Annotated in this window: 15 protein-coding genes and 2 pseudogenes; 14 read left to right on the top strand and 3 right to left on the bottom strand. The window is 56.4% G+C overall.

Annotated elements, in window-relative coordinates:
- Nucleotides 1-10 precede the first annotated feature (10 nt).
- The 5 genes from AO240_RS03760 (at nt 11) to AO240_RS03740 (ending at nt 6277) form a co-directional block, all read left to right on the top strand.
- Nucleotides 11-3487: a phage tail tape measure protein gene (locus AO240_RS03760; RefSeq protein ID WP_099235203.1), complete on the top strand. Its 3477-nt coding sequence runs from the start codon at nt 11-13 to the stop codon at nt 3485-3487.
- Nucleotides 3488-3490: 3 nt separating this feature from the next.
- Nucleotides 3491-3829, top strand: coding sequence for a phage tail protein (locus AO240_RS03755; protein ID WP_099235202.1), 339 nt, complete (start codon nt 3491-3493; stop codon nt 3827-3829).
- 11 nt (nt 3830-3840) lie between these two features.
- Nucleotides 3841-4593 carry a phage minor tail protein L gene (locus AO240_RS03750; protein ID WP_099235201.1) on the top strand — a complete coding sequence of 251 codons (753 nt, stop codon included), beginning with the start codon at nt 3841-3843 and terminating at the stop codon, nt 4591-4593.
- A 358-nt stretch (nt 4594-4951) separates the two neighbouring features.
- Nucleotides 4952-5473: a hypothetical protein gene (locus AO240_RS03745; protein ID WP_099235200.1), complete on the top strand. Its 522-nt coding sequence runs from the start codon at nt 4952-4954 to the stop codon at nt 5471-5473.
- Between the two features lie 39 nt (nt 5474-5512).
- A complete protein-coding gene (locus AO240_RS03740) occupies nt 5513-6277 on the top strand; it encodes a C40 family peptidase (RefSeq protein ID WP_099235199.1) in 765 nt (254 codons plus the stop codon).
- Nucleotides 6278-6376: 99 nt separating this feature from the next.
- On the opposite strand, the gene AO240_RS03735 is transcribed toward AO240_RS03740, so the two are convergent.
- Nucleotides 6377-6625 (bottom strand): hypothetical protein, encoded by a 249-nt coding sequence (locus AO240_RS03735; protein ID WP_099235198.1) that lies wholly within the window; start codon nt 6623-6625, stop codon nt 6377-6379.
- 448 nt (nt 6626-7073) lie between these two features.
- Between AO240_RS03735 and AO240_RS03730 the strand changes: the two genes are divergently transcribed.
- From AO240_RS03730 to AO240_RS03695, 8 genes are all read left to right on the top strand, one after another.
- Nucleotides 7074-7415 (top strand): hypothetical protein, encoded by a 342-nt coding sequence (locus AO240_RS03730; protein ID WP_099235197.1) that lies wholly within the window; start codon nt 7074-7076, stop codon nt 7413-7415.
- Between the two features lie 55 nt (nt 7416-7470).
- Nucleotides 7471-7806, top strand: a complete 336-nt coding sequence (locus tag AO240_RS03725) for a hypothetical protein (RefSeq protein ID WP_099235196.1) — start codon at nt 7471-7473, stop codon at nt 7804-7806.
- 62 nt (nt 7807-7868) lie between these two features.
- On the top strand, nt 7869-8480 hold the full coding sequence (locus AO240_RS03720; protein ID WP_099235195.1) for a tail assembly protein: 612 nt from the start codon (nt 7869-7871) through the stop codon (nt 8478-8480).
- A 59-nt stretch (nt 8481-8539) separates the two neighbouring features.
- A complete protein-coding gene (locus AO240_RS03715) occupies nt 8540-12457 on the top strand; it encodes a DUF1983 domain-containing protein (RefSeq protein WP_099235194.1) in 3918 nt (1305 codons plus the stop codon).
- A gap of 44 nt (nt 12458-12501) precedes the next feature.
- Nucleotides 12502-12783 carry a hypothetical protein gene (locus AO240_RS28205; protein WP_143505275.1) on the top strand — a complete coding sequence of 94 codons (282 nt, stop codon included), beginning with the start codon at nt 12502-12504 and terminating at the stop codon, nt 12781-12783.
- 845 nt (nt 12784-13628) lie between these two features.
- Entirely contained in the window at nt 13629-14270 is a 642-nt protein-coding gene (locus AO240_RS28590) for a hypothetical protein (protein ID WP_177445770.1), read from the top strand.
- A gap of 2 nt (nt 14271-14272) precedes the next feature.
- The gene (locus tag AO240_RS29125; RefSeq protein ID WP_099235192.1) at nt 14273-14824 is read left to right on the top strand and encodes a tail fiber assembly protein; all 552 of its coding nucleotides are present in this window, start codon (nt 14273-14275) and stop codon (nt 14822-14824) included.
- 58 nt (nt 14825-14882) lie between these two features.
- On the top strand, nt 14883-15416 hold the full coding sequence (locus AO240_RS03695) for a glycoside hydrolase family 19 protein (protein ID WP_099235191.1): 534 nt from the start codon (nt 14883-14885) through the stop codon (nt 15414-15416).
- A gap of 288 nt (nt 15417-15704) precedes the next feature.
- Here the strand turns inward: AO240_RS03695 and AO240_RS29200 are convergent, their stop codons facing one another.
- Nucleotides 15705-16568: a methyl-accepting chemotaxis protein gene (locus AO240_RS29200; RefSeq protein WP_371918591.1), complete on the bottom strand. Its 864-nt coding sequence runs from the start codon at nt 16566-16568 to the stop codon at nt 15705-15707.
- Nucleotides 16560-17345, bottom strand: a pseudogene (locus AO240_RS29195) (MCP four helix bundle domain-containing protein); the annotation flags it as partial. The pseudogene AO240_RS29195 and the gene AO240_RS29200, both read right to left, overlap by 9 nt.
- Before the next feature lie 246 nt (nt 17346-17591).
- Here AO240_RS29195 and AO240_RS03680 point away from each other — a divergent pair.
- A pseudogene (locus tag AO240_RS03680) lies at nt 17592-18342 on the top strand (DNA adenine methylase).
- The last annotated feature ends 27 nt before the right edge of the window (nt 18343-18369 follow it).

The raw sequence follows: 18369 nt of genomic DNA, 5'->3' as shown, positions 1-18369 counted from the left end.
TGGAGCACTCATGTCTACGATCGCTGAGCTTGGCATTGCGGTAGATTCAGGCGAAGCGGTCAAGGCCACCTCCGATCTGGAGAATCTTGCAAAGGCTGGTGCCAAGGCTGAGAAAGCCGCTGATGGTATGGCGTCTGGTTTTGACAAGGCTGCAACCGCTGCATCCGACCTCTCGGCATCAGAGCGCAAGCTGTCCGAGTCTCTCGACGAAGCCAAGGCGCGATTGCTGGCCACGGCGAAAGCCTCGTTGGAGTCGAGTGAGTATTACCAGCGCCTGACCACCAGCGTGAACACCAATGCTTCGGCGATGGAGTCGTCCGGTTCGTCGGCAAGCAGCTTGGCTGCGCTCCAGCGCCGTCTACAGGCTGAATCCGACGCCCTGATCGGCTCGACAGATCGCCAGGCCGAGGCGACCAAGAAGGCGGCGGCAGCGACCGGCGCCCAGGCCGAAGGCTTGCAAGAGCTGCTCGGTAAACTCAACCCAACAATGGCTGCGCTCGATAAGCTCGATCAGCAGCAGGCTCAGCTGCAGAAATACAAGGCCGCCGGCGTCATTGATGCCGACACCTTCCGCGAGTACTCCGCTCGCATCGACGCCTCCCGCCAGAAGCTGGGGGAGTTCGACGAGGGGTTGAGAAAAACTGGCGTCAGCTCCGGGCAAACACAGGCGGCGCTGCGTCAGCTTCCAGCACAGTTCACTGACATCTTCACCAGCCTGGCAGGCGGGCAAAACCCGCTGATGGTACTCATCCAGCAGGGCGGTCAGATAAAAGATTCGTTCGGCGGCATCGGGCCGACGATGGACGCACTCAGGGACAAGTTCCGCTCGTTGTTTTCCGGCGGCGCCGGTGCGGCTGTATTGGGAGAGTCGCTTGCGGGTATTGCCTCCGGCGCGAAGGACACCGCTGAAAGTGCTGGCGAGGCAAGTGAAAGTCTGTCGGACCTGGCTGAAAGCTCGAACACAGCTGCGGAGGCGGCCGAGAACGCGCAGAAGGCCGTAGGCGCTATCCGCCCGGCAATGAGCGGGGTCACGTTCGGCGCTGCTGGTATGGCTCTCGCACTGGCCGCCGTGGTCGTGTCGCTCGGCACCATGGTCTACGGCTACAAGACCGGCAGTCAGGAAGCGGACGAGTACAACAAAGCACTAATATTGACCGGCAATTACGCAGGAACCTCTGCGAGTCGCTTGGCTGATCTGGCGCAACAGGTCAGCGCGACGAATGGCACCACCAGCGAGGCGGCGGCATCGCTTACCAAGTTGGCGTCCAGCGGAGTTATCGCGGGCGACAGCTTCAAGGTTATCGCGGATGCCGCCGCGGCGATGGAAGACGCCACCGGCAAGTCGGTGGACGCGACCATTGCTGAGTTCGTCAAGATCGCTAAGGACCCAGTTTCGGCGGCGAAGGAGCTGAACGATCAGTATCACTTCCTGACGGCTTCGGTTTACTCGCAAATCGTTGCTCTTAAGGAGCAGGGCGACACCATTGGCGCCGCAAAGCTGCTTACTGATACTTACGCGGATACCGTCAAAAGCCGATCCACGGAGATCACCGACAACCTGGGTTTCATCGAGAAAGCCTGGAAGGGCATCACCGATGAGGCCAAGAAATCGCTTGATGCGATCAAGAACATTGGCAGGGACCAGGGTGATGCCGTTCGGGTCACAGAACTCAATCAGAAAATCGCGTACCTGGAATCGACTGTTGGAACAGGCTTTGAGGATGGCGACGCGAAGGTTCGTCTGACGGCACTCAAAGACGAATTGAGCCTGCTGCAGGACAAGAAGGCAGCCCAGGAAGGGGAGTTAAAGCGCAACAGCGATAATGCCAAAACCCAGAAAGAGGGGATCGAGGCTGAGCAGCGGCTTAAGCAAATTAGCGACTCAATGCTCAGCAACGCTGAGAAGCGCGACAAGCTGACCAAAGCGTACCTGCGCGACGTCGAGGTGCTGAAAAAGGCCAACCCTGATGATCCAAAAGTTCAGGCCGACTATGTCGCCAAAACCCTTCAGAACATCAAGGACAAGAACAAAGACCCCAAGGCTGCATCGGCCGGCGCTGTAGATCTGACGGCATATAACGACGCCCAGAACGCGCTCAAGGGTATTCAGGACGAGTACACCAACACCTTTAGGCAGTTGGACGCAGCGCAGAAAGCCGGGTTGATCTCGCAGGCTGATTACGCAACGCAGCGCGCGGTCTTGATCCGTGCTGAGAAGGACGAGGTCACCGCCGGATACGAGGCGGAAATCTCCGCTCTAGAAACCGCCCAGGGTAAGAAGACAACCACCGCCGCACAAAGCATCCAATTGGACCAGAGGATCGCCGACGCACGCGCCGGTATGGTCAAGGCTCAGAAGGATGCTGATAGCCAGCTTGAAGTGCTGGCGACTAGCGAGACGGGGCGCCTGGCGAAACAGGAGCGGTCAATCGCCTCTTACGTCCAGGCACTTGGACAGCAGCAGCGCGCTCTGGAGCTTGCCGGGCAGCGCGCCGTAGTTGGCGTTGGCCAGGGTGACCGCCAGAACGCACTTAACGGTGAGCTGAACAGCCAGCAAGACCGGTTTGCTCAGCAGGCGCTGGAGCTAGCGAATCAAAAGTCCGACCCGTCGCGAAATATGTCGGAGGAGGAATTCAAGCGAAAATCCCAGGCGCTCGCAGATGCGAACAAAAACGCTACCGACCAGATCCGGCAGAACTATGCGGACGTTGAAGCCGCTCAGGGCGATTGGACGAAGGGCGCCTCAGCAGCTTGGGAAAACTACCTCGATTCGGCTCGCAACATCGCTGGGCAGACAAAAAGCCTGTTCGGCAATGCTTTCAGCAGCATGGAGGATGCGGTCGTCAACTTTGCAATGACCGGCAAAGCATCGTTCTCGGACTTCGCTAAGTCGATTTTGGCGGATATGGCGCGTATCGCTACCCGTCAGGCCAGTTCGGCATTGCTGAGTAGCTTGGTCAGCGCAACGGCCACCTATTTCGGTGGAAGCGCTGCCGCGGGCACGGGCAATGGATTGGCGGCGGGATCAGCCGGTGCAGTCTCATCGAACCTCGGCGCCTCCCAAGCGGGTTACTCGTCGACTTACCTCCAGGCTGAAGGCGGCGCCTGGTCCAAAGGCGTGCAGATGTTTGCCGACGGCGGCGCCTTTACCAACTCCGTCGTAAGTAAACCCACTGCGTTCGGCATGGCCAACGGCAAAACCGGTGTCATGGGCGAGGCTGGAGACGAGGCGATCATGCCTCTGACGCGCACGGCCAACGGCAAGCTGGGCGTTATGTCGGTAGGCGGTGGCGGCGGCACCTCCGTCAGTCTTTCAATGCCGATCATGGTCATGACAGACGAAGAATCGGGCAAGTCGGAAGGCGACGAACTCGATACCGAACTGTTCCAGCGAAACATGCAGGAGCGCATGCGCACCGTTGCGAAAGAAGAGATCGCCAAGTCTTGGCGCCAAGGCGGCGTGAGCAGCCGAAACGTAAAAGGATGATTTATGGCAATCGAGCGATTCACCTGGGCAACGGAAAAGGGCGCGGAAGGGGAAATCACCCAGCGCGTTCGCTCCAAGCAGTTCGGCGACGGCTACGAGCAGTCGGTCGAGGATGGGATCAACAGCCGAGCCCAGTCCTGGCCGGTCACGTTCACTGGCATGAAGCCCCGCATCAAGGAAATCATGGTGTTCCTCGATCGGCATAAAGGCTCAAAGGGTTTCCTGTGGGAGCCGCCGCTGGGCGATCTCGGCTTATTCAAGTGCAACGGCTACAAGCCAGTTCACCGAGGTGGCCAGGTCTACGCCATCACAGCAACATTCCAACAAACCTTTCACCCCTGAGATAACCGCGTATGTCACTGATAACGGACATCCAGAAGCTGGAGCCCGGCGGCGAGATTCGCCTGTTCGAAATTGACGGGACCGAGTACGGCGCCGATTACTTGCGCTTCCACGGGCACGCTATTCCGCATACGGCGGAGGAACTGCTCGCCTACGAGCATTCGGAACAGGACCTACCGGCGAAGTCGATCTGGTGGCAGGGCGAGGAGTACGCGGCGTGGCCGGTGCAAATTGAGGGGATTTCCTCAAGCAGCGACGGTAGCGCCTCCCGGCCTACCTTCGCCGCCGGCAACATCAACGGGCGCGTTACGGCACTGTGCCTGGCCTTCGAGGACATGCTTAAGTTCAAACTGACGGTGCGCGAGACCCTGGCCCAGTATCTGGACGCGGCGAACTACCCCGGCGGCAACCCGACGGCCGATCCGACACAGGAAGCGCTGGAGATCTGGTACATCGACCAGAAAACCAGCGAGGACGGCGAGGCCGTGGTCTGGGAGCTTTCTTCCCCCGGCGAGATCGACAACCACGGGCTGCCCGGTCGGCAGATGACGACTTTCTGCCACTGGGCCATGACCAATGGCTACCGCGGGCCTGACTGTGGCTACACCGGCGCGGCGATGTTCGACGACGAGGACAACCCCACGGACGACCCAGCGCTGGACCAGTGCAAGGGCTGTTTGTCGTCCTGCAAGTTGCGCTACGGAGAGAACAACGAGCTCAGTTTCGGCGGATTTCCGGCTGTGAGCCTCGTGTCCAGATCGTAGTAGAATGACTATGTGGCTAGGGCATGCAACCCGAAAAGTCGGCACCTAACCGACCTGCCACTCCTTTCAGTTAGGTCTCACGCTTTAGGGGTGTGAATTGAAGAGGAAATACCCAAAAGATTTAGTGGGCTTGCAGTTTGGCAGGCTCACGGTGGTCAGCGAAGCGCCAAACGATAGACCTTATAGGGTCAGTCTTTGGGACTGCCGATGTGTATGCGGCAATTCCCGAGTCGTCCAAAGATCTGCGCTCGTGTGTGGCGTACAAGTGTCTTGCGGCTGCTTTATGAGAATGCGGGTTAAAGAAACCCACACTACCCACGGACTACACAGGCACTCTGCCTATGGGACATGGAAGGCGATGATCGATCGCTGCTACAACCCTGATTCCAAAGACTACAAAGATTACGGAGGTCGAGGTATTCGGGTGTGTAATGAGTGGCAAGACATTGCGGGATTCGTCGCCGGAATGGGGGCGAAGGAGAAAGGCCAGAGCATCGACCGGCTTGATGAGAATGGCGATTACGAGCCAGGAAACTGCCGATGGACTGACGCTCTAGGTCAGGGCGAGCATAAGCGGAACAATGCCATTGTCACGCGCCTCGGCAATCAGAGGCATATCGCCAGTGTTTGGCGCGAGGCTGGCATAAAAGAATCTACGTTTTACAACCGCCTCGATGCTGGGATGACTCCTGATGAGGCAGCCTCAAAGCCCGTGCGCAAACATAATGCGACTCTGCTGATCGATGGCGAAGAGAAAACAGTCGTTGAGTGGGCGAAAATAGCCGGAGTGAGCCAGGCGACCATGCGCAATAGAGTAAAGGCTGGAATTATCGGACGGGCACTACTTAGGCCTCCGCAATCCGGGAAAATGTTTGCTTAACCAAGGGCGCTTCGGCGCCCTTTTTAGTGGGCGCAAATAATGCGAAAACACATCATCACCACCATCCAGGCGCACGCGGCAGCCGAGTATCCGAAAGAGTGCTGTGGCTTGCTGTTGGCGGTCGGGCGCGCGCAGAAGTACTTCCCGTGCCGGAACATCGCCACGGAGCCAAACGAAGAGTTCAGGGTTGATCCAGAGGATTACGCGGCGGGGGAAGACTTGGGCGAGGTGATCGGCATCGTTCACTCGCATCCTGATGCCACCAGCAGGCCGTCGCCGCACGACCTGGCCATGTGCGAGGCGACGGCCTTGCCCTGGCATATCTTGTCGTGGCCTGAAGGGGATTTGCGCACCATCACGCCAACCGGAAGCACGCCGCTTCTCAAGCGCCCGTTCGTGCACGGCGCCTGGGACTGCTGGCAGGTCTGCGCTGACTGGTACCAGCGCGAGTGGGGGCTGGAGTTCGAAGCATTCCAGCGCACCGATGGTTGGTGGGAGCGCGCGGATAACGCAAGCCTGTACGAGCAGTACTACGAGGATGCTGGTTTTGTCCGAGTTGACCGGCCACAGCGTGGCGACATGATCGTCATGCACGTCGGGCGGACAGTTCACCCGAACCACGCTGGCATATACCTGGGCACTGATCCGTCGCTGCCTGGTGAGGATTCAGGCGCGTTCGGCCCCGGCCCATTTCTGCTGCACCACCTATACGGAAGGCCGTCTGAGATCATCGTCTATGGCGGCCCCTGGCATGACCGAACACGCCTGATTCTCAGGCACAAAGACGCAAGACAACTAACATAGCCGCGCGGGAGAGATTTATGAATCAGCTATTTGTAGTGGACGAAAACGGGAAGGTGCGCATTGTCGAGGCGGCAATTTTCGACAATGCGCGGATAAGGTCTAGCGAGGTGTAGCCCCCACGCCATCCTTGATTGCTTTTTCAATATTACTCATGTCTCCACCCAGTGCATCCAAGGGAAGAACATAAGCGGCCTTATTTGCACCGTCTTGGACGGTGTTTTTGAAAAAGTTGACGTACTTTTGAAGCTCTGCCGCGTCGTAGTCTGGACGCGAGCGCAGATACAAGGATATAGCGCCTAGTGTGGCTATTACGCCAGCTTCAAATGAAGAAACAGGGGTTTTGCTCATTTTGACCTCCAGGTCATAAGCGCGCCGATATTGGCGCAACCCCAGTCCTTGGGCTTGCAGGCGTAGGACTGGGAAATCCTTGAACACTTGATTCAGCGTTGAATCACTGGGCGATGGTAGAAAAACTCATCCTTCTCTGGGCGGTAGCTGCCGAGGTGCGCGCTGTGTCCTTCGCCGAGAGACTTTATTTCATCTCTTGCCTCAGGCCATGTAGCGAATATATCTAGGAATTTGCCTTGGGCGTCGTTTACGACCCCCCAGCCTATTACGGCACCCGGATATTCAGGATCTGGCGGTAGATGGCTTACATCTTTCATTAATGTTCCTCTCACTCCATTGAGGGCACAACGCTACTACGCGCAGCCCGATCCCTGCTACTGGCATTCCATCCACGCTGGATGCCTGGACAGGTCCGATGTAAAGTGCCGATTCCAGTGGAGGGGCGGCGATGAAAATTTGGGTGGCAGCTATTACAGCGGCATTGCTTGCCGGTTGTGCCGACAGCGGGCCGATCAAGGTCGGACCGGACACTTACACAATTTCAACGCGGGTTCCGTTCGGTGGGCCAGCATCCGCGAAAGGTCAGGCGCTGAAAGAGGCAAACACTTTCTGCGAATCACAGGGCCGGGAAATCCTCCTTGATCATATGCAGGCTAGTGAGTGTGCGTTGCACGGCGGCTGCGGTGAGGCGGAGATTTATTTCTTCTGTATGGCCAAGGGCGACCCGCAGTTGAAGCGCCAACGATATAGCCCCGATCCGACGCAAAAAATCGAAATTAATCAGCGATAATTACGGTGGCGAGCTGCATAGCAGTGCAGTCCCGCCAAATCAAAGAGGGAACGACATGCGGATTTTGATAGCGGCGGTAGCGATGATGGTGCTGGCGGGGTGCTCGACATCTGGAATTCAGCAGGGATCGCCTTCGTTTTCCGCGCAGTCGAAGAAGACGCCGCAGCAGTACACTAAGTGTCTTGGGCCTAAATGGCAGGAATTCAACCCGTCAACCAGCTCCATTGAAACGGAGAGTGGCTACAAGCTGTCCGCGTCAACAGCGTTTTCCGGGGTTGTCGCGCTTGCAGTTGTAGATAAGTCTTCAGGTGGTTCCTTGGTAAGGGTTTTCCTTCCGATGGACTGGGCCGGAACGGCTGGATGGAAGGATTCTGCCAAAGCCTGCATTTAAATATCTCATCGTGAAATAAGCGGCCGCCCACGAGGCGGCTTTTTTATACCTGGAGGAAGGCAATGGCCGCGCTAGCTATCGAATATCAACCAATGACTACTATCTTGCTCTATGGGCAGCTTCGGCAATTCGGACGCTCTTTTCGGCTTTCTGTGCGGACTCCGGCCGAGGCGATCAAGGCGCTTTGCATACAAATTCCTGGATTTGAGCGTTTTATCTCCAACGCAAAGTCGAGAGGGTTGGAGTTCGCTGTCTTTCGAGGAAAGAATAATCTCGAAGAAAAGGAGCTTTGCTACGAAGGCGCTGGCGACATTCGTATCGCCCCCGTGATCACCGGCAGCAAGCGCGCCGGCCTGCTTCAAACCATTGTCGGTGCAGTGATGATCGTTGCTGGTGTTGTGGTGAGCGGCATGTCATTTGGCCTTGCCTCACCTGTCGGCGCCGCTCTGATCGCTGGCGGTATTGGGATGGTCGCCGGCGGCGTTATCCAAATGCTCAGCCCTCAAGCCGGCGGCCTGAAGACCAGCGCCGCGCCCGAGAACACACCCGGCTATGCCTTTGGCAGTGCCAAGAACACAACGGCCTCCGGCAATCCTGTGTCGCTGTGTGCCGGCCGCCGGCGCTGGGGTGGCGCGATCATCAGTGCCGCCATTTACGCCGAAGACCAGATGTAGCCAACAGCCGAAAACCTGAAGCCGCCCAAGAGGCGGTTTTTTTATGCCTGGAGAAAAGCATGGGCGCAGCACGCAAGATCGATGTTTATGGCGCCAAGGGCGGCTCCGAGAAGCCTAAAACTCCAACCGAGGCACCAGACAGCCTGCGTTCCGTCGCCATTGCGAAAATGCTTATTGCTGTTGGTGAGGGCGAGTTTGAGGGCGGCCCTACCGCCAAGGACATCTTTCTCGACAATACGCCGCTGCAAGACCCTCAGGGGAACATGAACTTCCCGAACGTGAAATGGGAGTGGCGCAGCGGGGCTGTGGACCAGTCCTATATTCAGGGCATTCCATCGGTCGAGAACGAAACAACCATCAGCACCGAGCTGCGCAGCGGCACGCCATGGGTTCGTGCGATCACCAATACCCAGCTCTCGGCTGTGCGCGTGCGATTTGCTTGGCCAGCCCTGCAATCAGTTGACTCCGGCGGCAACATCAACGGTTACACGATCGGGTATAAGGTCGAGCTGGCAACGGATGGGGGAACGTATCAGGAGGTTTTGAACGAGGCCGTGTCCGGCAAGACCACCAGCCTGTACGAGCGAACCCGCCGCATCGATCTGCCGCGCGCAACAACCGGGTGGCTGCTGCGGATCACTCGAGTGACTGCAAACCAGAACAACAACAAAATCTCCGACACCATGCAGATTGCCGGCTTCACAGAGGTGATCGACGCGAAGATCCGGTACCCAAACACCGCGCTGCTTTACATCGAGTTTTCTGCTGAGCAGTTCCGCAGCATCCCGGCAGTGACGATCGAATGCGACGGCCGGAAATGGCAGGTTCCGAGCAACTACGACACCAGGTCGCGCACCTATGCGGGCGTCTGGGATGGGACGTTCAAAGAGGCCTGGACCGATAACCCGGTTTGGCACACTTACGGCATCACCACGAACGATCGGTTCGGCTTGGGTCGGCGCATCAAGCCGTGGATGGTGGACAAGTGGGAGCTCTACCGGATCTCGCAGTACTGCGACCAACTGGTGCCGGACGGGAAGGGGGGTCAAGAGCCGCGCTTCATCTGCAACCTGAACCTGCAGAGCAAGGCTGACGCTTGGTCTCTTTTGCGTGACATCTCTGCGATCTACCGGGGCATGACTTATTGGGCTCAAGGCCAGGTATTCACTCTCTCTGACATGCCGCGCGCTACCGACTTCGACTTCGCTTACACCGGGGCGAATGTGATCAAGGAAGGAAAGCAGCCGTTCACCTACTCCAGCGCGTCTGAGCGTACCCGCTATACGCGCGCACTGGTCAGCTACGACAACCCGCTCAATAACTACGACACCGATGTAACGGCCGTCACCGACCAGAAGTTGCAGCGCCGATACGGCGATAACCCACTCGAGATCAGCGCTATCGGCTGCACCCGTGAATCCGATGCTCAGCGCCGAGGCAAATGGGCGCTGCTGACCAACTCAAAGGACCGAGCCGTAACTTTCAAGGTGGGTCTCGACGGACGCATTCCGCTGCCAGGCTACGTGATTCCAATCGCCGACGAGCTGCTCGCTGGGCGGCCTGTGGGCGGTCGCATTTCGGCGGTAAATGGAAAAGTCATCACCCTGGACCGTGACACCCAGGCCAAGCCCGGCGACCGGCTAATCCTCAACCTGCCCGATGGCAAGTGCGAGGGGCGCACCGTGCAACTGGTCAGCGGCCGCCAGGTCACCGTTACCGTGGCCTACTCGGTGGCGCCGGAGCGTGAGCTGGTCTGGGCACTGGATGCTGATGACTTGGCTATCCCGCTGTACCGCGTCGTGAGCGTAGCGAGGCCAGAGCCTGGTGTTTTTGAAATCTCGGCTGTGCAGTACGACCCGAGCAAGTTTGCGCACATCGATACCGGCGCGCGCCTGGAAGAGCGGCCGATCAGTGTTATCCCGATAACGTTCGTTCCAGCACCGGCAAGCGTTACGCTGACGTCGAGCTACGCCCTGAATCAGGGCATTGCCATCAGCACCATGAACATTTCGTGGCCCGCCGTGAGCGGCGCTATCGCTTATGACGTGGAGTGGCGCAAGGACAGCGGCAACTGGATCAAGGTGCAGCGCACGGGTTCGACCAGCGTGGACGTGACCGGGATTTACTCGGGCGCCTACATTGCTCGCGTGCGGTCGGTTAGCGCGTTCGAGATCTCGTCGATCTGGAAAAGCTCAAACCTGACCAATCTGGAAGGGAAGGTCGGCTTGCCGCCGGCGGTGTCGTTCTTGACCACCACCAGCTTGGTCTATGGCATCGGTATTCAGTGGGGATTCCCGCCGGGCGCCGAGGACACCCAGCGCACGGAGATCTGGTATAGCCAGTCTGCCAACCTCACTACTGCGATCAAGCTGAGCGACTTCAGCTACCCACAGGCCAAGCACGAGATGCATTCGCTGTTGGCAGGTGCGAGCCTGTTCTTTTGGGCGCGCCTTGTGGACCGCACCGGGAACATCGGCCCGTTCTTCCCTGTGCCTGGTGCAGTGAACGGCCAAGCCAGCTCGGACCAGAGCGAGTACGAGAAGTACTACGCCGACAAGATCGGCAAGGGCGCGCTGTATCAGAGCCTGCGCGAAGAGATCGAGCTGATTTCCGGCGACGGCCCAGGCTCTGTAAATGATCGCCTGGAAGAGGCCAAGCAGGAACTGGAGCAGCTGATCAAGCAGGTGAGTGATGCCTTGGCATACGACCCTGCTAAGGCTTATGCGAAGGGAGACATCGTTCGCCTGGATCAGCGTTTGTATCAGGCCAAAGGAACGGTGCCCGCCGGTGCCACGCCGCCTGACGCCGCCTACTGGACCGACATCGGAACCATCTTGGAAACGGCAAACGCGCTGGCTTCCCAAGTTCGGATCATCGAAACCAAGATCGAGGAAATCGACGGCAAGGTTGTTTCGACAGCCTCGTCTGTTGAGGCGCTGCGCTCTGCTGCTCGCGGTGATGATGGTGCGGGCGACCTGGCCGACGCGGTGAAAGGTTGGAACTCCACGGCAGATCTCGCGGTTGAGCGCAAAACACGGACGTCTGAAAATCTCGCCACGGCCCAGCAGCTATTAACGCTCGGCGCTCAGATTGGTGACAACAGGTCGTCGCTTACTGTTTTGGAGCAGGTGGTGGCCACCAACCGAGAAACAGCGGCCACTCAGGTGACGCAGCTCAAGAGCGACCTCAAGATCACTGCGGACAAGGTTGATGTGCAAGGAGGCACTATCGCGGGCCAGGCTCAGGTAATTACTGGGCAGGGCATAGCGATATCGGGACTGGACACGAAGGTCACCAGCCTGGACGGCAAGATCACTTCAATGGCGTCGAGCAATGACACGTTGCGCGCTTCGGTGCGCGGTGACGACGGCGCCGGCGAGCTGGCCAGCGCTGTCAAGGCGTGGGATTCCACGGCCACATTCGTTGCTGAGAAGAAGGTGCAGGCGACGGCCAACGAGGCGCAGGCCAAGACGTCCGAAACGCTGCAATCCAGCATCGGCCAAACCAGCGCGTCAGTGCAACAGGTCAGCCAAACCCTCGTTGGGCTCGACGGGAGGGTATCGTCTCAGGTCACCCTGAAGGCTCAAACAATCGTAGATGGGCGAAAGGTCACCACAGGCCTGGCCTTCGGCACCAACGGCGAGCAGTCAGAGTTCCTGATCATGGCTCAACGGATGGCTGTCGTTAACGAGATCGACGGCAAGGTTGTTCCGATGTTTGTCATCGAGAACGGTCAGGCAGTGTTCAACACGGCGATTATCAGCAAGGCCTTCGTTCAGGAGATCATTCTGGGCATGGTGCTGCGCTCGCCTACTGTCGACTCCAAAGGCCGGCCACTTCTCGAAATCAACATACCTGCAGGTACGTTCACTGTTCGTAGTCCTGGCGTTGGCGGATCTTCCGTACTGAACAACGATGGTCTATCTGTTCTCGACTTGAATGATGTTCTCAGGCTTATGGCGGGGAGGCTTTCCTAATGAGTTTTGGACTTCGAGTATGGGGGGGGAACGGCGCCCTTCAAATGGATACCGATAGCTTTACTTATCAGGTAATTCATAATGCACTTTATAACCTAAGCCTCAATCCGGTTATAACCGTTAACATTCCAGGCTTTAGCGTTTCAAACTGCGTAGCCACTATTCTTCCTACCGAGGCTTCCACGGGTGATTACGCAAATAATGCCCTGCCTTATATGTCGGTGGCTCCCGGTGTTGTTACCGTCAGAAGTAAAAACCCAGGCGAGACCGGAAACTTTGGCAGCCTCATAAAGTTTAGACTACTTGTGATGAGGTTTAAAAATTGAGCTTCGGACTTAAAGCAATTAACGATAGCGGCTACGTCCAGATAGACTCGGACACACCGAGACTCTGCGCCATATATAGCGGCGTTTATGCCTCTACCAGCTACGCGACAAATATTTACTTCCCCGCTGCAATTACTACTCAGGAGCCGCCCTGCATTTTTATTAGGAACGGCCAGGGAACTCCGGGAGACCTTTATTCGAGTATCACGCTGCTTGGCGGCGCAGGAGCTTGGACAGGCTTTCAGATCGTCGCGCTGAATGTCGACATGAGGCCTAACGGTAAGTGGTTCGCGGCTGTCTTTGCCTCAAAAAGCACAGAGACTTTCGGTTTAAGAATGTGGGCCGCTGACGGGAGCCTGATCTATGACTCGGGCGCCGTGCCGGTGCTATTTAGCCGTGCCAGCCACTCTTGGTCATTTCAGGGGAGAGTTCAAATTAGTCCCGTAGCCAACGGCTATTATTGGAGAAATGCGTTAGTTGGCACTTTGTTGAGTGATGAATATTTCATGATAAACCCTTTTTCCCGTGGCCTACTTACACCACAGGTAATAGGTTGGACCCAGATTGGTGTCAGGTTCAGCTATACCGAGAACTGTCTGCAAGTTTTCGGCATAACGGCGCAAGGGGCGTTCTCGGATATGGGGTCTCCCGGTGCAGTCTTTGCCCGACTTCCTGGAACTTGATAGGTTTTCGCTAAACAATTTACATAACCCGCGATGCGGGTATTTTTTTGCCTGGAGAAAAATATGGCTTCTTGGTACACAGAAGGAACGGTCACAGTTACCAACGGCAGCGCCGTAGTAACCGGAGCCGGTACAAAGTTTTCTAATTGCCGGCCGGGCGATATGTTTGTTGGCCCTGACAGCGGCATTTATCAGGTAGCCAACCCGGTGAGCGATACATCGGTATCGATTTCTCCCAATTACCGTGGCACGAACGCCGCCGGTGCTACCTACGGCATCGTGCCCGTAAACGGCTATCCCAAGGCGCTGGCCGATGCGGTCAACCAGATGGTGCAGCAGTGGGGCGCGACACTGGCAGGGCTTGGCCCGGTGGCCAGCATGAGCGTGGTACCCGTTGCCAACGGCGGCACCGGCGCAACCTCGGTGCCTGCAGCGCGCACAAGCTTGGGGCTCGGCAGCGCCGCACTCAAAACCATTGGCAGTGCCGCAGGCAATGTTCAGGACGTTAGCGCACCGGCGCCCATGGTCGGCAACTCAGCCTTTATTGAGCAAGGCAGCCACTTCATCAATTACGGCGACAGCACAACGGTGGTCCCTTCCGGCGGTGCGTACTGGGCGGGTATCAGGGCTCAGTACCCTTACCAGAACTGTGCGATGGACCTGGTAGCCCAAGTCGTTACCGGAGGTAGCATGAACCTCATGTTCCGCACTATTGCCGGCAACGGCGGCGGCGACCCGTGGCGCAAGATCTACCACGACGGCAACACCACCCGTGCCCAAGACGGCACCCTCAAGGCGATCTAATCATGGCAAGAGCAGCAATCAATATCGTGGGCGCTACTGGTGCAATGTACGACCTGACCTCACTTGGTGGCATCGATGTTGGCAGTTACCGCAAAGATGTGGGTGTTTACTGCGTGAGGGGTTCCTTGGGCATGGTGCCGTTTCCGCCACTGGATCAGGGGTGGGGCTTTTCACTGCACCCGTCGGAAAGCCAGGCACTGGTCGATACGTCCTTCGACGATGGGCTGTTGACCATCACTGTCACGATGGATGGCGAGCCGTATGACCTGAAAACAATGATCACGCTGCACATCCTGGTACCGGACTTGGAGGTGATCGTCGTCCCGCCGCCGGCCGCCGATCCGATGGTGGATGCGCAGTCTGAGATCAATCGTTTGCGCGCGGCCGCTGACCACGCAATAGCGCCTTTGCAGGACGCGGTCGATGTTGACGACGCGACGGCTTCAGATTTAGCACTGCTGACATCTTGGAAAAAGTTTCGTGTCGCACTCAACCGTGTGCCCGATCAGCCCGGTTACCCGCAGGCTATTGCGTGGCCCGAGGCTCCCCAGTAGAGCCAGCGTTCTGCACTAATACCCGCCGCCGAGCGGTTTTTTTCGCCTGGAGAAAGCCATGCCGATCACCGAGCAGCAGTTGCTGCAGATCCTCCCGAACGCCGGCCGCCAAGCCGGCGTTTTTGTATCCGCTCTAAACGCGGCCATGAACCGGTACGCGGTCGTGAGCCTCGTTCGCGCCTCGGCGTTCATTGCTCAGATCGGCCACGAGTCTGGCCAGTTGCGTTACGTGCGGGAAATTTGGGGGCCAACCGCCCAGCAACTTGGATATGAGGGCCGGGAGGACTTGGGCAATACCGTAAAGGGTGATGGTTCTAGGTACCGTGGCCGTGGCCTGATCCAAATCACCGGTCGCGCCAATTACGCCGATTGCGGTGAAGCGCTGGGCCTGGACTTGGTAAATCACCCGGAGTTGCTCGAGCAGCCGCAGCATGCAGCGATGTCGGCGGCGTGGTTCTGGTCGACGCGAGGGCTGAATACCCTTGCTGACGAAGGGGGGTTCGTGAAAATCACGCGCCGAATTAACGGCGGCATCAATGGCCTAACAGATCGTCGGGCGCTGTACGACAAAGCGCTGGCGGTGCTGGCATGACACCCTTGAGCTTGGTGGGTTTGATTTCGGCGCTGATGGTAAACGTTGCAGCGATTATCTGGTGAGTCTGTCGCGGTCTACGACCATGCGATTGACTGATAGATATCGCGCCATGGTCAGATTCAGCATCGGTTTGACATGCTGCGCCACGAGCAGAAAAACACCGAAAATGAACTGATTGATACCATCCCGTGCAAAGGTAACGAGTAATAAATACCTCGTACCTAAGCTATTGGAAAAAATGGGCTTTCCAAAAAAAATAGCTACACGGCTAGGAAACAAAAAAATCTAGATTTTAAAAGTTCCTATAAGCACTCCAAAGGAGCTTGCAAGCCTGGACAGTTCAGAGCTTGATGCATTGGTCTGGTGCGCTCCAGTTGCTGTCTGAGTTGAGAGATCTTGAATGTTCACCAGATTTCTATCTACCTCCCTCGCTACCTGAGCTTGCTCTTCAGCAGCACTGGCAATGACCATGTTTTTTTCGTTGATAATTGATACTCCGTCGGTAATTCGATTAAGGGCATTGCCCGCTTCGATGGCCTCCGCTTGAGTTTTTGACGCTAACTGCTTGCTCTTAACCATTGCCATTACCGCTTCGTCAGCACCGGTTCTAACCTGCTTCATCATTGATTCGATGTCTGCGGTGGATGCTTGAGTGCGGTGAGCAAGAGCACGTACCTCGTCTGCCACTACAGCAAAGCCCCGTCCTTGCTCCCCCGCTCGCGCTGCTTCAATGGCAGCATTAAGGGCTAGCAAATTGGTTTGCTCGGCGATGGCCCTTATTACATCTAGGACCTTAGTGATTTCACTTATACGATTCGACAAATTTTCAACTTTTTCAGTTGAATTTGAGATCTCATCTGCCATTGCGGTTACAGAAGTTACTGCACTTCTGACTTGATCTCGTCCTTCAATAGCATTGCGACTTGCCTGCTCCGATGCTTCGGAAGCGCCCGTCGCATTGCGAGCTACTTCCTCAACCGCTGCAGTCATTTCGTTAACGGCAGTAGCAGCTTGCTGAATCTCATCGTTTTGTCGTATCAGACCTCGCGAACTCTCTTCAGTAACTGCGTTCAATTCTTCAGAAGCTGATGCTAGTTGATCTGCTGCGCTACCGATTTCTGTTACAGTGTCTTTTAAATTCTTTTGCATCTTGGAAAGGGCGACCATCAAATCGCTAACCTCATCCCGCCCGTCAACTATTACTGTCTTGGACAGATCTCTATCGGCTATTTGTTCTGCATTTTTTAGCGCGCTGGAAAGTGGCCTGGTGATAGAACGCGTGATTAAAATACCCAACATGATGGCTGCAATGAAAGCTATTACAACACCAATGCCTAAGCTCCAAATGGCTTTCGATACTGAACGTGTTGCGCTTTCAGCTGCTTGGCCAGTCTGGTCGTTGTTTGACTTTACGATGATTTTTAATTCGTCATTTACAGTGTTGTAAGCGGTTACTCCTTCTTTGTCAAGAAGCTCTGCGGCGCCATCAAGATTTCCCGAGTTTACAAGAGAAACTATTTGGTCTGATATGCGAATATAAGTTGGCCAGTCTTTTTCAAATTTATCTCCAGCCGCTCTCTCATCGTCAGCGAGTGGTGTTTGACGATACTCTTTAAAAAGCTGTTCAACCTCTTTCTGGTTGTCCGCCAGGGACTTTACGGTATCATTGTATTGAGAGATCGGCGCTTTGGTGTACTTTAACAAAAGGGCACGATGTATATCTCGATAGTGTGCAATGGCGTTCGCCCGAGCATTGCTTGTTTTGTATACGGATACCAGATTGTTAGATATAACGCCGTCTAGGCTATCGCTTAGCGCATTGATCCCCGATCGACCTACCAACCCTACAAGTAGAGTAATAACAGCACACGCTGCGAATGCGGTGACCATCCTGGGCCCGAGTTTAGTGTTACGCAAAAGGTTCATAAAGCGCCTACCGTTAATGGATTGTCCTGAACCCCAGAAATTTCTGGACCATTATCTGTATCAGCGCGGATGGTCATTCACTTGAATGAGCGACGACAGACGGTAAGATATGACCAGTATCGCTAACCAGACTTTAGGTATGCGCGGCTAAATGATGAGCCAAAGCTTTACAACGCGGCTTGATCAGCTATGGACGGTCAACTGCACATAGGAACCACCACCAAAGCCCATTGCAAAGGATTGCAAATGACAAACCCAATCGTTCCATGGATGGGCGGCAAGCGCCGCCTTTCGAAACGCCTGCTGGCGATGCTACGTTGAAGCTTTCGCCGGCGGCGCTGCGCTGTACTTCAAGCGCGAGCAGCCCGCCAAAGTCGAGGTGCTTAACGACCTGAATGGCGACCTGGTTAACCTGTACCGCGTCGTGCAGCACCACCTCGAGGAATTTATTCGCCAGTTCAAATGGGCGCTCAGCTCGCGGCAAATCTTCGAGTGGCAGAAAATGGCTGTGCCGGAAACACTGACGGACATACAGAGGGCGGCGCGTTTCTTTTATCTCCAGCAGCACGCCTTCGGCGCCAAAACCAACGGTCAAACCTTCGGTACTGCGACCACGGGCCGACCTATCAACCTTCTAAGGATCGAGGAAAACTTATCAGAGGCTTGGCAACGGCTTTCTGGTACTTACGTTGAAAACCTTCCTTGGCTCAAGTGCGCGGTGAAATACGACCGGCCGCACACCTTCCATTACATGGACCCACCTTACTGGCAGACAGCTGGGTACGGTGGTCAGTTTGGTTTCGAAGAGTACGAGCGCATGGCAGAGTTCATGCGCAGCTGCGAAGGCAAGGTAATGGTGAGCATCAATGATCATCCAGATATTCGACGGGTGTTTGAGGGGTTCCGGATGCAGGCGATGGATATTCGTTACAGCACCGCCAACCCTAGGAAGGCATCAGCCACTGTGACTGGCGAGTTGGCGATCATGAGCTGGTAGCCAGTGAGTGCCTGGACTTTTGCGTCG

Source organism: Pseudomonas sp. ICMP 460 (assembly GCF_002723595.1).
GTDB classification, from domain to species: domain Bacteria; phylum Pseudomonadota; class Gammaproteobacteria; order Pseudomonadales; family Pseudomonadaceae; genus Aquipseudomonas; species Aquipseudomonas kitaguniensis.
This window is presented reverse-complemented; position numbering and strand designations above follow the sequence as displayed.

What these genes read in the sequence shown, in the direction of transcription:
- AO240_RS03755 (WP_099235202.1), top strand. Translation starts at nt 3,491, where the DNA reads ATGGCAATCGAGCGATTCACCTGGGCAACGGAAAAGGGCGCGGAAGGG.
- AO240_RS03725 (WP_099235196.1), top strand. Translation starts at nt 7,471, where the DNA reads ATGCGGATTTTGATAGCGGCGGTAGCGATGATGGTGCTGGCGGGGTGC.
- AO240_RS03750 (WP_099235201.1), top strand. Translation starts at nt 3,841, where the DNA reads ATGTCACTGATAACGGACATCCAGAAGCTGGAGCCCGGCGGCGAGATT.
- AO240_RS03730 (WP_099235197.1), top strand. Translation starts at nt 7,074, where the DNA reads ATGAAAATTTGGGTGGCAGCTATTACAGCGGCATTGCTTGCCGGTTGT.
- AO240_RS28590 (WP_177445770.1), top strand. Translation starts at nt 13,629, where the DNA reads ATGTTTGTTGGCCCTGACAGCGGCATTTATCAGGTAGCCAACCCGGTG.
- AO240_RS29200 (WP_371918591.1), bottom strand. Translation starts at nt 16,568, where the DNA reads ATGCAAAAGAATTTAAAAGACACTGTAACAGAAATCGGTAGCGCAGCA.
- AO240_RS03715 (WP_099235194.1), top strand. Translation starts at nt 8,540, where the DNA reads ATGGGCGCAGCACGCAAGATCGATGTTTATGGCGCCAAGGGCGGCTCC.
- AO240_RS28205 (WP_143505275.1), top strand. Translation starts at nt 12,502, where the DNA reads ATGGATACCGATAGCTTTACTTATCAGGTAATTCATAATGCACTTTAT.
- AO240_RS03740 (WP_099235199.1), top strand. Translation starts at nt 5,513, where the DNA reads ATGCGAAAACACATCATCACCACCATCCAGGCGCACGCGGCAGCCGAG.
- AO240_RS03720 (WP_099235195.1), top strand. Translation starts at nt 7,869, where the DNA reads ATGGCCGCGCTAGCTATCGAATATCAACCAATGACTACTATCTTGCTC.
- AO240_RS03695 (WP_099235191.1), top strand. Translation starts at nt 14,883, where the DNA reads ATGCCGATCACCGAGCAGCAGTTGCTGCAGATCCTCCCGAACGCCGGC.
- AO240_RS29125 (WP_099235192.1), top strand. Translation starts at nt 14,273, where the DNA reads ATGGCAAGAGCAGCAATCAATATCGTGGGCGCTACTGGTGCAATGTAC.
- AO240_RS03735 (WP_099235198.1), bottom strand. Translation starts at nt 6,625, where the DNA reads ATGAGCAAAACCCCTGTTTCTTCATTTGAAGCTGGCGTAATAGCCACA.
- AO240_RS03745 (WP_099235200.1), top strand. Translation starts at nt 4,952, where the DNA reads ATGATCGATCGCTGCTACAACCCTGATTCCAAAGACTACAAAGATTAC.
- AO240_RS03760 (WP_099235203.1), top strand. Translation starts at nt 11, where the DNA reads ATGTCTACGATCGCTGAGCTTGGCATTGCGGTAGATTCAGGCGAAGCG.